At 70.1% G+C, this 13,310-nt stretch carries 15 protein-coding genes; 6 read left to right on the top strand and 9 right to left on the bottom strand.

Annotated elements, in window-relative coordinates; all coding sequences use genetic code 11:
* Positions 1–10: 10 nt before the first annotated feature.
* Genes nadD through HZ992_RS05685 form a run of 5 tightly spaced genes read right to left on the bottom strand, consistent with a single transcriptional unit; the run spans position 11 to position 4,165 of the window.
* Complete coding sequence (nadD, locus tag HZ992_RS05705; protein WP_209385714.1) at positions 11–625, bottom strand: nicotinate-nucleotide adenylyltransferase; 615 nt, start codon at positions 623–625, stop codon at positions 11–13.
* Entirely contained in the window at positions 622–1,545 is a 924-nt protein-coding gene (gene hemF / locus HZ992_RS05700) for an oxygen-dependent coproporphyrinogen oxidase (protein ID WP_209387058.1), read from the bottom strand. Before hemF ends, nadD begins: the two co-directional genes overlap by 4 nt.
* Positions 1,545–2,162 (bottom strand): 1-acyl-sn-glycerol-3-phosphate acyltransferase, encoded by a 618-nt coding sequence (locus tag HZ992_RS05695; RefSeq protein ID WP_209385713.1) that lies wholly within the window; start codon positions 2,160–2,162, stop codon positions 1,545–1,547. Before HZ992_RS05695 ends, hemF begins: the two co-directional genes overlap by 1 nt.
* Positions 2,163–3,443 carry a phosphoribosylamine--glycine ligase gene (purD, locus tag HZ992_RS05690; protein ID WP_209385712.1) on the bottom strand — a complete coding sequence of 427 codons (1,281 nt, stop codon included), beginning with the start codon at positions 3,441–3,443 and terminating at the stop codon, positions 2,163–2,165.
* Positions 3,440–4,165 (bottom strand): YebC/PmpR family DNA-binding transcriptional regulator, encoded by a 726-nt coding sequence (locus tag HZ992_RS05685; RefSeq protein WP_209385711.1) that lies wholly within the window; start codon positions 4,163–4,165, stop codon positions 3,440–3,442. The genes purD and HZ992_RS05685 overlap by 4 nt, the downstream gene beginning before the upstream one ends.
* Positions 4,166–4,284: 119 nt before the next feature.
* Between HZ992_RS05685 and HZ992_RS26105 the strand changes: the two genes are divergently transcribed.
* On the top strand, positions 4,285–4,470 hold the full coding sequence (locus HZ992_RS26105) for a helicase HerA-like domain-containing protein (RefSeq protein ID WP_371816794.1): 186 nt from the start codon (positions 4,285–4,287) through the stop codon (positions 4,468–4,470).
* A complete protein-coding gene (locus tag HZ992_RS05680; RefSeq protein ID WP_371816793.1) occupies positions 4,403–5,857 on the top strand; it encodes a helicase HerA-like domain-containing protein in 1,455 nt (484 codons plus the stop codon). The genes HZ992_RS26105 and HZ992_RS05680 overlap by 68 nt, the downstream gene beginning before the upstream one ends.
* A 9-nt stretch (positions 5,858–5,866) precedes the next feature.
* Here the strand turns inward: HZ992_RS05680 and HZ992_RS05675 are convergent, their stop codons facing one another.
* Entirely contained in the window at positions 5,867–7,414 is a 1,548-nt protein-coding gene (locus HZ992_RS05675) for a M14 family metallopeptidase (protein ID WP_245213362.1), read from the bottom strand.
* 373 nt (positions 7,415–7,787) lie between these two features.
* Here HZ992_RS05675 and HZ992_RS05670 point away from each other — a divergent pair, with 373 nt between their 5' ends.
* From HZ992_RS05670 to HZ992_RS05660, 3 genes are all read left to right on the top strand, one after another.
* Entirely contained in the window at positions 7,788–8,276 is a 489-nt protein-coding gene (locus tag HZ992_RS05670) for a DUF1499 domain-containing protein (RefSeq protein ID WP_209385709.1), read from the top strand.
* 102 nt (positions 8,277–8,378) lie between these two features.
* The gene (locus HZ992_RS05665) at positions 8,379–9,461 is read left to right on the top strand and encodes a sensor histidine kinase (RefSeq protein ID WP_245213361.1); all 1,083 of its coding nucleotides are present in this window, start codon (positions 8,379–8,381) and stop codon (positions 9,459–9,461) included.
* Complete coding sequence (locus HZ992_RS05660; protein WP_209385708.1) at positions 9,458–10,273, top strand: LytR/AlgR family response regulator transcription factor; 816 nt, start codon at positions 9,458–9,460, stop codon at positions 10,271–10,273. Before HZ992_RS05665 ends, HZ992_RS05660 begins: the two co-directional genes overlap by 4 nt.
* 107 nt (positions 10,274–10,380) lie before the next feature.
* Here the strand turns inward: HZ992_RS05660 and HZ992_RS05655 are convergent, their stop codons facing one another.
* The 3 genes from HZ992_RS05655 to HZ992_RS25665 form a co-directional block, all read right to left on the bottom strand.
* Positions 10,381–10,590 (bottom strand): hypothetical protein, encoded by a 210-nt coding sequence (locus tag HZ992_RS05655; RefSeq protein ID WP_209385707.1) that lies wholly within the window; start codon positions 10,588–10,590, stop codon positions 10,381–10,383.
* Complete coding sequence (locus HZ992_RS05650; RefSeq protein ID WP_209385706.1) at positions 10,587–10,754, bottom strand: hypothetical protein; 168 nt, start codon at positions 10,752–10,754, stop codon at positions 10,587–10,589. Before HZ992_RS05650 ends, HZ992_RS05655 begins: the two co-directional genes overlap by 4 nt.
* Positions 10,755–10,872: 118 nt before the next feature.
* Positions 10,873–11,370: a hypothetical protein gene (locus HZ992_RS25665; protein WP_245213360.1), complete on the bottom strand. Its 498-nt coding sequence runs from the start codon at positions 11,368–11,370 to the stop codon at positions 10,873–10,875.
* A 153-nt stretch (positions 11,371–11,523) separates the two neighbouring features.
* On the opposite strand from HZ992_RS25665, the gene HZ992_RS05640 reads away from it, so the two are divergent.
* A complete protein-coding gene (locus HZ992_RS05640; RefSeq protein WP_209385705.1) occupies positions 11,524–13,305 on the top strand; it encodes a glutamine--tRNA ligase/YqeY domain fusion protein in 1,782 nt (593 codons plus the stop codon).
* The last annotated feature ends 5 nt before the right edge of the window (positions 13,306–13,310 follow it).

Below are 13,310 nucleotides of genomic sequence, written 5' to 3'. Positions count from 1 at the left end.
TCCAGTGGTTTCAGCCCGGCGGGCGTGGGGGACGTTGATAGAGGTGGTGCGCTTCAATATATCGCGCCACGCCGTCGGGCACCAGCGAACTGATGTCCCGGCCGTCGGCGACACTTGCGCGGATATCGGTGGAAGCGATGTCGAGCATGGGCAGCGGCACGGCCCGGTGCGAGAAGGCGAGCACGTCGGCGTGCGGGGCCTGTGCCGGCCCGGGCCGGTTGGCCACGGCCAGCGTGACGCGGCCGAGCAGCTCGCGCCAGTCGCGCCAGGTGTGCAGGCCGGCGTACTGGTCCTGCCCGATGACGAGGAACCACTGTGCGCCCGCCTCGGCGGCCTGCAGCTCACGCACGGTGTCCAGCGTGTAGCTCGGCCCGCGGCGTTGGATCTCGCAGCGCTCCAGCACGAAGCGCGGCTCGGAGCCCATCGCCAGCCGCACCATCGCCTCGCGATGCGCAGCCGGCGTGATCACACGCGCCTTCTGCCAGGGTTCGCCGGCCGGGACCCAGCGAAGCTCGTCGAGCGCGAGTTCACGCAGCGCCAGCGTCGCCAGCGCGACATGCGCATTGTGTGGCGGGTCGAAAGTCCCGCCGAACAAACCGATGCGCCGAGCTCGTGGGGTCGTCAAGCCGGTTTCCAGTCGGCCCAGTCGCGCGGACGCAGGAAGTCGCTGTACAGCCGCGCCTCCTGCGTGCCGGCCTCGGGCTTCCAGTCGTAGCGCCACTTCACGATCGGCGGCATCGACATCAGGATGCTCTCGGTGCGCCCGCCCGACTGCAGGCCGAACAGCGTGCCGCGGTCGAACACCAGGTTGAACTCGACGTAGCGGCCACGCCGGTAGGCCTGGAAATCGCGCTCGCGCTCGCCGTAGGGCATGTCGCGGCGACGCTTGACGATCGGCAGGTAGGCATCGAGGAAGACGTCGCCCACCGCCTGGATCATGGCGAAGCTGCGCTCGAAGCCCAGCTCCGAGAAGTCGTCGAAGAACACGCCGCCGATACCGCGCGGTTCGCCGCGGTGCTTGAGGAAGAAGTACTCGTCGCACCAGGTTTTGAACCGCGGGAACTTGTCGTCGCCGAAGGGCGCGAGCGCCGCGCGGTTGACGCGGTGGAAGTGCGCCGCATCCTCCTCGAAGCCGTAGTAGGGCGTGAGGTCCATGCCGCCGCCGAACCAGGCCACCGGCTCGCGGCCCTCGGGCTGCGCCGCGAACATGCGCACGTTCATGTGCACCGTCGGCACGTACGGATTGCGCGGATGAAACACCAGCGAAACGCCGAGCGCTTCGAAGGGTGCGCCAGCCAGCTCGGGCCGGTGCGCGGTGGCCGAAGGCGGCATCGCCTTGCCCTTGACGTGGCTGAAGTTGCAGCCGCCGCGCTCGAGCAGGTTGCCCTCCTCGACCAGGCGCGACAGGCCGTCCCCCTCGAGCCGGCTGCCCGGCTCGCGCGTCCAGCCGTCGCTGACGAAGGCCTTGCCGTCCTCGGCTTGCAGGGTGTCGATGATGCGCGACTGCAGGCCGAGCAGGTAGGTGCGAACGCTGGCGATGTCCATCATGGCTTGAGTCGGATGGGCGAGGCCTGCTGCGGATGGAGGCCGACGCAGGCATCGAAGCCTTGCGCGATGGCGGCCATGTCCGCGGCAGCATCGCCGCTGAGTTGCAGAAAGCGCCGGAACTCGACTTCGCGCCGTGCGTAGTCGAAACGGACCAGCCCGAGCGGCACCTGCGCCGCCAGGGCCAGAATGGTAAAGCCGGAGCGCCAGCCATCCACGTAGCGCCGCGTGCCCTCGGGGGCGAGGGCCAGCCAGAGGAAGCGGCCCTCGGCGCGCGCCGCCTTCATCGACTCGGCCATCGCGCCGACGATGCCGTGGCGGCTTCTACGGTCCACCGGCACGCCGCCGAGCCAGCGCAACCATCGGCCGAACAGCGGCAGCCTGAACAGCGCGTCCTTGCCCCAGAACGACACCGGAATGCCGATGCTCCACTTGGCCAGGATGCCGAGCGGGAAATCCCAGTTCGAGGTGTGCGGGTAGACGATCGCCACGCCCTGCGCCGCGGGCAGGCCGTCGAAGCGGACGCGCCAGCCGGCCAGCCGAAGCAGCGCACGCGCCAGCACGCTGCCGTGCAGCTGCACCGGACGCTCGCTCAACTCGACCAGAGCGGTGCCCATCTAGCGCTTGATCGCGCGAAAGCCGATGTCGCCGCGGTACTGCGCGCCGTCGAAGCGGATCGTTCGCAGTGCTTCGTAGGCCCGCGTCTGCGCCTGCTTGACGGAGTCGCCCAGCGCGGTGACGCACAGCACGCGCCCACCATTGACGGTGAGCTGCCCCTTGTCCAGCGCGGTACCGGCGTGGAACACCATCGCATCGTCGGCTTCGGCCGGCAGACCGGTGATGGCGTCGCCCTTGCGCGGCGTCAGCGGGTAGCCGTGCGCGGCCATCACCACGCCCAGCGCCACGCGGCGGTCCCAGTCGAGCTCGACCTGGTCGAGCGTGCCGGCGGTGGCGTGCATCAGCACGTCGAACAAGTCGCTCTTCAGCCGCATCATGATCGGCTGCGTCTCGGGGTCGCCCATGCGGCAGTTGAACTCCACCGTGCGCGGCTGGCCCTGCGCGTCGATCATCAGCCCGGCGTAGAGGAAGCCGGTGAACGGCAGGCCGTCGGCCGTCATGCCGGCCAGCGTGGGCAGGATGATCTCGTGCATCACGCGCGCATGCACGTTGGGCGTGACCACGGGCGCGGGCGAGTAGGCGCCCATGCCGCCGGTGTTGGGGCCCTGGTCGTGGTCGTGCAGGCGCTTGTGGTCCTGGCTGGTGGCCAGCGCGACGACGTTCCTGCCGTCCGCCAGCACGATGAAACTGGCTTCCTCGCCTTCGAGGAAGTCCTCGATCACCACCCGTGCGCCGCCCTGGTTGTGGGTGACGCCGAGCTTGTTGTCCAGCAACATCCAGTCGATCGCCTCGTGCGCCTCGGCCAGCGTGGTGGCGACCACCACGCCCTTGCCGGCCGCCAGGCCGTCGGCCTTGATGACGATGGGCGCGCCGCGCCGGTCGACGTAGGCGTGCGCCGCCGCGGCGTCCGAGAAGGTCTCGTAGGCCGCGGTCGGGATGCCGTGGCGCTTCATGAACTCCTTGGCGAAGGCCTTGGAGCTTTCCAGCTGCGCCGCGGCCTTCGTCGGCCCGAACACGCGCAGGCCGCGCGCGCGGAAGGTGTCGACCACGCCGCCGGCCAGCGGCGCCTCGGGCCCGACCACCGTCAGCACGATCTTCTCGGCGACGGCGAAATCGGCCAGCGCGTCGTGGTCGGTGATCGCCACGTTGTGCAGCCGCTTGTCGAGCGCGGTGCCGCCGTTGCCCGGCGCGACGTAGACCGTCTGCACCTTGGGCGACTGCACCAGCTTCCAGGCCAGTGCATGCTCGCGGCCGCCGCCGCCGATCACCAGGACTTTCATTCGGCAATCTCGGCGTTGTGATAGACGTCCTGCACGTCGTCGAGGTCCTCGATGACGTCGAGCAGCTTCTGCATGCGCTGCGCGTCGTCGCCGGCCAGCGGGATGCTGTTCTCGGCGCGCATCGTCACCTCGGCGATCTCGGGCTTCAGGCCCGCGCCCTCGAGCGCCGCCTTCACCGCCTCGAAACCGGGCGGCGCGCACAGCACCTCGATCGAGCCGTCCTCGCCGGTGACCACGTCCTCGGCGCCGGCGTCCAGGGCGACTTCCATCACCTTGTCCTCGCTGGTGCCGGGGGCGAACACGAACTGCCCGCAGTGCTTGAACTGGAAGGCCACCGAGCCCTCGGTGCCCAGGTTGCCGCCGTACTTGCTGAAGGCGTGGCGCACCTCGGCCACCGTGCGCACGCGGTTGTCGGTCATGCAGTCGACGATGATCGCCGCGCCGCCGATGCCGTAACCCTCGTAGCGGATCTCCTCGTAGCTCACGCCCTCGAGGTTGCCGGTGGCCTTGTCGATGTTCTTCTTGATCGTGTCGGCCGGCATGTTGGCCGCCTTGGCCTTGTCCACCGCCAGGCGCAGGCGCGGGTTCATGGCCATGTCGCCGCCGCCCTGGCGGGCCGCGACCATGATTTCACGGATGATGCGGGTCCAGACCTTGCCGCGCTTCTCGTCCTGGCGGCCCTTGCGATGCTGGATGTTGGCCCACTTGGAATGACCGGCCATAAGTGTTGAGTCCTCGCTCCTGTGCGGCAGCGCCGCTGCTTGGGCGGCTGGCCTGGATAGTTCGATAGACTGCGATTTTACGTGCCGTCCCAGAACTGCCCCTTTCGCAGGAGCCCGCGATGCCCGAACCGATCCTGGTTGCCCAACACGGCGACATCGAATGCCACCTGCTGCCCGGCCTGGCCAATCGCCATGGCCTGATCACCGGCGCCACCGGCACCGGCAAGACCGTGACCTTTGCAGACCATCGCCGAGGGCTTCTCCGCCTTCGGCGTGCCCGTGTTCATGGCCGACGTGAAGGGTGACCTGTCGGGCGTCAGCCAGCCGGGCGGCGACAATCCGAAGGCCGTCGAGCGCGCGAAGCAGATGGGAATCGAAGGCTATGCGGGGCGCGCCTTTCCGACGACCTACTGGGACCTGTTCGGCGAAAAGGGCCATCCGATCCGCACGACCGTGAGCGAAGTGGGCCCCGTTCTCATGGCGCGGCTCCTCCAGCTCAACGAAACCCAGGAAGGCGTCCTCAACATCGCCTTCAAGGTCGCCGACGAGCAGGGCCTGCTGCTGCTCGATTTCAAGGATCTCCAGGCCCTGCTGCAATGGCTGGCGGAGAATGCCGGCCAGCTCACCACCGAGTTCGGCAATGTCAGCAAGCAGTCGGTCGGCACCATCCAGCGTCAGCTCCTGATGCTCGATCAGCAGGGCGGGCAGGGCTTCTTCGGCGAGCCCGCGCTCGATCTCGCCGACATGATCCGCTGCGACGCCGCGGGCCTCGGCACGATCAACATATTGGCGGCCGATCGTCTGATGCAGAGCCCGCGGCTCTACGGCACGTTCCTGCTGTGGCTGCTGTCGGAGCTGTTCGAGGCGCTGCCCGAGGTGGGCGATCTCGACAAGCCGAAGTTCGTGTTCTTCTTCGACGAGGCCCACCTGCTGTTCAACGATGCGCCCAAGGCGCTGCTGGCGCGCATCGAGCAGGTCGTGCGTTTGATCCGCTCCAAGGGCGTCGGCGTCTATTTCATCACCCAGAACCCGCTCGACATCCCCGAGTCGGTGCTGGGCCAGCTCGGCAACCGCGTGCAGCATGCGCTGCGCGCATTCACCCCGCGCGACCAGAAGGCCGTCAAGGCCGCGGCGACGACGATGCGCGCCAACCCCAAGCTCGACATCGAGACGGCGATCACCGAGCTGGCCGTGGGCGAGGCGCTGGTGAGCTTCCTCGACGCCAAGGGCCGGCCGAGCGTCACCGAGCGCGTGTTCGTGATCCCGCCGGGCAGCCAGATCGGCCCGATCACGCCCGACCAGCGCAAGGCGCTGATCGCCGGCTCGCTGGTGGCCGGCGTGTACGAGAAGACGGTGGATCGCGAGTCGGCCTACGAGAAGCTCAAGGGCCGCGCCGCGCAGAGCGCCGAGGTCGCGAAAGACATGGCCAGCGAGGCCGAGAACGCCGTCAAGGCCAGCAAGCCCCTGCCCGGCCAGGCCAGCCGGCAGGCGCCTGCCGAAGAAGGCGGCGGCATGCTCGGCGGATTGAAGGACGTGCTGTTCGGCTCCACCGGCCCGCGCGGCGGCAAGCGCGAAGGGCTGGCCGAATCGGCCGCACGTTCGGCGATGCGCAGCGTGGGCTCGGCGGTGGGCCGCGAGATCATCCGCGGCGTGCTCGGCGGCATCCTCGGCGGCGGCTCGCGGCGCCGCTGAGTTCGCCGATCACGGCACCGCGGAGACCTTGAAGGCGGGCCGGGCCAGGACGCGCGCCACATTGTCGACGCGGCTCACCACGCCACCGGCGACATAGCTGCTCGGCGTGTCAGGCTCCAGCGCCGCCACGGCCAGGTAGGCCAGCGGCTGGTCCAGCGGCACATACCAGCTGCCCGGCGCCACGTCGACCAGCGCCGGCACGGCCTCCACCTGCACCAGCACGACGCCGCCGCCGTCGGCCGCACTCGGCGGGCCGTCCGAGGCCGGCACAGTGGCACGCGAAGTCTCGCGGTAGGTCTCGCCGCGCACGACGCCGTTGGCATCGACGCGCTGCACCGATAGCCCGAGCGCGCGCAGGCGCAGCATGGCCTCGCGCTCGCCGGCCGCCAGCCAGTAGCCGCAGGGACGCGCGCGCGACTTCAGCACCTGCAGCTGCAGCGCCGAATCCCAGGCGACCGAGACCGACCTGTCGGCACCGGTCTGCGGGTCGAGCAGGCGCAGCGGGTATTCGCTGGGCGTGGCGGCTGCCTCGACGACGACCTCGCCCTGGCAGGCCAGCCGGCTGACCTCGCTGTCGACGAAGCGGCGCAGCTTGACGAGATCGTCGGCACGCGCGGCGGCACTCTGCAGCACGCTCGTCATCGCCACCACCTGTGTGTGCACGCGGCGCGCGAAATGCGCCCTGCCGAGGCCGACACCGCGCGACTCGATCAGCAGGCTCACCGCATGGCGCAGGCCGCTCACGTTGCGGCCCATGTCGGGGCGCGTGCCGCCCATGGCCACGCGGCGATCGTCGGCAGCGGACGCCAGCGTGTGGTACCAGTCGCTGCTCAGCCCCTCGCGCTGCAGGCTGGCCAGCAGAGGCTGGCGGAACCACTCTTCGGCCGCCCGGGTCACGAACTCGTGGACGTTGCCGGCAGTGGCGTACTGCAGCAGCACATCGGCCCGCGCGACGGCACCGAACTTGTCGAGGTACAGGCCCGCCGCCGGGTATTCGTGCGCATCGGCGACGACCATCGGCTCGTAGTCGCGCATCAGGGCGGCGATCGCCTGCGCCTCGGGCGTGCGCAGCAGCAGGTGGTCGCGATTGGCGTCCAGGCCGCTGGCGGTGGCGCGCCGGCCCGCCTGCGCGCCGTCGGGGTTGGCGCGCGGCACGATCAGCACGTTGAGGCGATCGAGCAGCGGCGCGAGAGGGCCCTGCGCCAGCTGCCGGGCCAGCACCAGCAGGGCTTCGCTGCCGGCCGGCTCGTCGCCATGCTGCTGGCCGATCAGCATCACCGTCGGCCGGGCGGTGCTGCGCAGGGCAGCGCTGGCGGCATCGCCCAGGCGCGTGAGCAGCATCGCCTCGATCGGCTGGCCGCTCTGCGACTGGCCCGGCGAGAGCAGTTGCACGCGGGTCGGTGGCGGTGTCTCGCGGGCGAGCTCGCGCAGCATCGACTGCATTTCGGCGCTGCTCGTGAAGGCCTGCCGGCCGGTCGCGAACGCGGGAGTGGCGTAGCGCACCGGCGGGTCCGGGAAGCGCGCGGCCAGTGCCGGGGCTTCCGTGGGGGCCGGCACCTCGATGGCGGCGGCAGGCGCAGTTGCGGGCGGCGCCACAGGCTGGGCCGGCCGTGCCGGCACGGGCCCCGCCGGGCTCGGGCCGCCCAGGGGAGCGGGCACCTGGGACGCCGGGCGCGTCTGCACGGCCGTGCCGGCCGGCGGCGCGCTTGCGCAGGCAGCCAGCAAGGCGGCAGCCGCCAGTGCCCATGGCACAGGGGCGAATCCCCATCCGGGGCGTCGGGACGTCGGCTGTGGCATCGGCATCGAAGAATGGGCGGGCACCGGGAGCGGGCACTATAGGCGACCTATTGGCGACGGCCCGGGGGCGAGGGTCGGCGCGGGAGCCGCGCGCACCGCACAATCGGGGCAAACCATTCTTCGATGCCCGTTCATGGCCATTCTCAAGACGACGCTCCTCGTCATCGTGCTGCTGGCGCTGGCCGTGGGCCTCGCGGCGCAACTCGGCCTGCTGCGCGGGCGCTTGCCGGGCGACCTCGGCGCGCGTGACGGCCGCCTCAAGCCGCCATCGACGACGCCGAACAGCGTGAGCAGCCAGGCCGCGCTCTATCCCGACAATCCCCAGCGGGCCTATGCCGCCATCGCGCCTTTCAATGCCACCGACGGAGGGCCGCAGACGCTGGAGCGCATCCGGCGCATCTGCGAGGGCATGCAAGGCGCCAAGGTGGCCAAGAGCGACCCCGGCTACCTGCACGTGCAGTTCGAGACCCGCTGGATGAAGTTCGTCGACGACACCGAGTTCTGGTTCGACCCGCGCGCCGGCGTGATCCACGTGCGCTCGGCGTCGCGCATGGGGCGCAAGGACTTCGGCGTCAACCGCGCGCGCGTCGAGGCCATCCGCGCGCGGCTCGAGGCGGGCTGAGGCGATACAACTGGCACCGCGAGCCCGGCGTTTCGCGACCTGGGAGCCCCGCCTGTCGCAGCCGCCACGACGCCGCCTCCGGCCGGCGCCAGAATGCGGCCCATGACCTCCCCCGCGCACACCCTGGCCGCATCGCCCTGGCGCAGCTTCGCCTGGCGCGGGCTGAAGGTGCTGGCGATCGGCATCGGCATCGCACTGCTCTTCGCGTTGGCGCAGCCGCACAAGCTGGGTGTCTCGATGGCCTATGCGGTGCCGATCACCTTCGGCTGCTGGTTCTTCATCGATGCCGGCCGGATGCTCACGGCGCGCTGGCTGCAGCGCCGCGGGCCCATGGCGCACCCTCAGTGGCCGGGCTTGCCGTGGATGGCGGGAGTGCTGGTGCTCGGCACGGTGCTCGGCTACCAGACCGGCCACACGATCGGCAATCTGATCACCGGCCTGAACGCCCCCGGGCTGCTGTTCGAAGGGCCGGTGCGTGCCATCTCGCTGGTGGCGTTCTCGCTCGTGCCCGGCGTGCTGGCCACTTACTTCTTCTACACGCGCAGCCGGCTCGCCACCATCGCGGCGCAGGCGCAGGAAGCGCAGCGCCATGCAGCCCAGGCGCAGCTGCGACTGCTGGAATCGCAGCTCGAGCCTCACATGCTCTTCAACACGCTGGCCAACCTGCGCGTGCTGATCGCGCTGGACCCGCCGCGCGCGCAGGCCATGCTCGACCAGCTGATCGCCTTCCTGAGGGCCACGCTGAATGCCTCGCGCGCCGGGCAGCATGCGCTGTCGGCCGAGTTCTCGCGGATCGCCGACTACCTGGCGCTGATGAAGGTGCGCATGGGTGAGCGGCTGCAGACGCAGTTGGCGTTGCCCGACGAACTCGCCAGCCTGCCGGTGCCACCGCTGTTGCTGCAGCCGCTGGTGGAGAACAGCATCCGCCACGGTCTGGAGCCGAAGGTCGAGGGTGGGCGGATCGAGCTGGAGGCCTCGCGCGAAGGCGATGTGCTCGTGCTGCGAGTGCGCGACACCGGCACGGGCCTGTCCGAACCGTCCGCCGACGGCACGCACTTCGGCCTGCAGCAGGTTCGCGAGCGCCTGGCCACCCTGTACGGCGAGCGCGCCGGCCTGCGACTGGAAGCCGCCGACGACGGCCGAGGCGGCACTCTCGCCACGATCCACCTGCCCATCACGCCATGAACGCACCGACCGCCCTGATTGCCGAGGACGAAGCCTTGCTCGCCGCCCACCTGCAGGCGGAACTGGCGCGCCTGTGGCCCGACCTGCGGGTCGTCGCCAACGTGTCCCACGGCGCGGCGGCCGTCGAACAGTCGCTGGCGCTGCGGCCCGACATCGTGTTCCTCGACATCCGCATGCCCGGCATGGACGGGCTGGAGGCGGCGCAGGCGATCGGCGAGGACTGGCCGGAGGGCGAGGCGCCGCCGCTGCTGGTGTTCGTCACCGCCTACGACCAGTACGCCCTGCAGGCCTTCGAACAGGCGGCTGTCGACTACGTGCTCAAGCCCGTGCAGCCCGAGCGGCTGGCGCAGACCTGCGCGCGGCTGCGTGCGGCGCTCGAGTTCCGCAGCGAGCCGCAGGGCGGTGCCGCCGTGGAGTCGGCGCTGTCGCAGCTCAGGGCGCTGCTCGGCGCGCCGGGTCTGGGGGGAGCCGCGGCCAGCACGGCCGCTCGCCTGAATGTCATCCAGGCCGGTGTCGGCGCGGCGATCCACATGGTGCCGGTGCAGGAAGTGCTGTACTTCGAGGCCGCCGACAAGTACGTGCGGGTCATCACGGCCGAACGCGAGCACTTGATCCGCACTTCGCTGCGCGAACTGCTGCCGCAACTGGACCCCGACCGCTTCTGGCAGGTGCACCGCGGCACCGTGGTGCGCGCCGATGCCATCGCCTCGGCACTGCGCGACGAGTCAGGCAAGCTGACCCTCACGCTGCGCGGCCACGGCGACAAGCTGACCGTCAGCCGGCTCTACGCGCACCGGTTCAAGCCGATGTGAGCGCGTGGCGCTCAGGCCAGAGCGAAGGCCCTGCGAAGCTGGCCAGCATCGGCCTGAGGATGAGCCCCATACGGTGCGCAATGGCATAGGCTCCTCCCTTCGGCGGCTCAGTGCGCCAGGTCGGTCTGCGCGAGCGCGATGCGCACCATCGCGGCCATGGTCTGCTGGAGATCGCGGCCCGGGCCGGCCAGGCGGGCGGCCGCGTCGTCGAAGCCATCGTCGCCGCGTTCAAGCCGGGGCGGCGGCTCGGCGGCCGGGCGGGTGTTGCGCGGCCGGTAGGGCCAGACCACCGTCGGGGAGGGCGTGTGGCGGTTCATGCGGCGCTCGAGGTGGTTGCCGCACGCGCGATGGCAGGCGGGTTGAAGACCATCAGCGCGGTGACGGCCAGGGTGGCCAGCATCACCACGCCCACCAGGCCCACCGCGAACTGGCGGCGGCGACGGGCCTTGGACTCGGCCACGTACGATTCGTAGTGCTTCATGCAGGGACTCCTTCGCGGGAATCGGCGCGGGATGAGCCGATGCAGCAAATCTAGGGGAGCCCCGCCGAGTGCGCATCGCTCGTTGGGGGGACGGGCCTAGAGAGGCCCGTCCAATTCTTCAGTGGCTGTACTTGCGGTTGTCGCGGCGGTCGTCGCGCCGATCTTCACGGCGGTCATCGCGGCGGTCGTAGCGATCGGGCACGCCGTCGCGATCGCGGTCGCCGTAGCCGCGGTTGTCGTAGCGGTCCCAGCGGTTCGGCACGCCGTCGTGGTCGCGGTCGCCCCAACCCGGGCCACGGCCGTAGTAGCCGTAGCCGATGGGCACCGGGCGGCTCACCACCACCGGGGCCGGGTAGACCACGCGCGGCGCCGGGCGATAGACCACGGGAGGCGGCGAATAGACGACGGGCGGGGGCGAATAGACCACCGGAGGCGGCGAGTACACGGGAACCGGCGCGTAGATCGGCGCCGGCGCATACACCGGCCCGTTGGAGATCACCGTACCGATCGGAGGCGCGCTGATGCCGATCGACCAGTAGACGTCGCCGGCCCGTGCGGTGCCTGCGGCGAGCAGCGTGGCTGCGGTGGCGACGGCTGCGATCAGGGACTTGTTCATGCGTTTGCTCCTTGGGTGGCGCGCATTCGGTGCGTGCCTGCCGCAAACAACGCGGTGCCCCGGGGGGCCAGTTGACCCGGGAAGGTAAAGAGATATTGCTGCCAGCCCCCCTCCGAAGGGGGTGTCCGCAGGGCGCGCCGATAGAATCAAACCATGAGTTCCGCTCCCGCCGACGACAGCCCCAAGTCCAGCAACTTCCTGCGCCAGATCGTCGAGCGCGACCTCGAACAAGGCACCTACGGCGGCCGCCGCTTCGCCGGTTCTCCCGGCGATGCGGCCCACCACGCGGCGGCGGCCATCGATCCGGCGCGCATCCGAACGCGCTTTCCGCCCGAGCCCAACGGCTACCTGCACATCGGCCACGCGAAGAGCATCACGCTGAACTTCGGACTCGCATCGGAGTACGGCGGCGTGTGCCACATGCGCTTCGACGACACCAACCCCGAGAAGGAAGAGCAGGAGTACGTCGACTCCATCCTCGACGCGGTGCAGTGGCTGGGCTTCGGCTGGACGGCGAACGGCGTCGACCACCTCTACTACGCCAGCAACTACTTCGACTTCATGTACCGCGCCGCCGAGGCGCTGATTGGCGCGGGCCTCGCCTACGTGGACGAGCAGACGCCCGATCAGATGCGCGCCAACCGCGGCGACTTCAACACGCCGGGCACGGCCAGCCCCTTCCGCGACCGCACGCCCGAAGAGAACCTGGCGCGCTTTCGCGAGATGCGCGACGGCAAGCACGCCGACGGCGCGATGGTGCTGCGCGCGCGCATCGACATGTCCTCGCCCAACATCAACCTGCGCGACCCGGCCATCTACCGCATCAAGCACGCCGAGCACCACAACACCGGCAACCGCTGGTGCATCTACCCGATGTACACCTTCGCGCACCCGATCGAGGATGCGCTGGAGCAGATCACCCACAGCATCTGCACGCTGGAGTTCGAGGACCAGCGGCCGTTCTACGACTGGCTGCTCGACACGCTGGCGAATCTGGGGCTGCTCGCGCAGCCGCGGCCGCACCAGTACGAGTTCGCGCGGCTGAACGTCACCTACGTCATTACCAGCAAGCGCAAGCTCAAGCAATTGGTCGACGAGAAGATCGTCGACGGCTGGGATGACCCGCGCATGCCCACGATCGTGGGCCTGCGCCGGCGCGGCTATACGCCGGAAGCGATCCGCCTGATGTGCGAGCGTGCCGGCACCAGCAAGGCCGGCGGCTGGACCGACTATGCGAGCCTGGACATCGCGCTGCGCGATGACCTGGAGGGCAAGGCAGCGCGTGCCATGGCCGTGCTCGACCCGATCCGGCTGACGCTGAGCAACTGGAGCGAAGTGTTCGGAGCGGCACCCAGCGAAGCCTGCCTGGCACCGGCGCATCCGCAGCGGCCCGAACTCGGCGAGCGGCGGTTCGGCCTCGGCCCGCAGGTATGGATCGAACGTGACGACTTCGCCGAGGTGCCCCCGAAAGGTTTCTTCCGCCTGTTCCCCGGCAACAAGGTGCGCCTCAAGTACGGCGTGGTGGTCGAGTGCACCGGCTGCGTGAAGAACGACTCCGGCGAAATCGTCGAAGTGCTCGCCGCCGTGGTGCCCGACACGCGCAGCGGCACGCCGGGCGCCGACAAGGTGAAGGTCAAGGGCACCATCACCTGGGTCGGCGTGCACGATGCCGCGCCGGTGGAACTGCGCCTGTACGACCGACTCTTCACCGAACCGCAACCCGACGCCGGCGGGCGAGACTTCAAGGCCAGCCTGAATCCGGCGAGCAAGCGTGTCGTGCGCGGTGTCGTCGAGCCGTCACTCGCCGGTCTGGCCGCCGACACGCGGGTTCAGTTCGAGCGGCACGGCTACTTCGTGACCGACCGCGTGGATCATCGCGCCGACACACCGGTGTTCAACCGCATCACCGGTCTGAAGGACACCTGGGCCAAGTGAGGCCC

The organism is Rhizobacter sp. AJA081-3, assembly GCF_017795745.1.
GTDB lineage: Bacteria > Pseudomonadota > Gammaproteobacteria > Burkholderiales > Burkholderiaceae_C > Piscinibacter.
The sequence above is the reverse complement of the archived record's forward strand: the minus strand, read 5'-3'. Positions and strand labels throughout refer to the sequence as shown.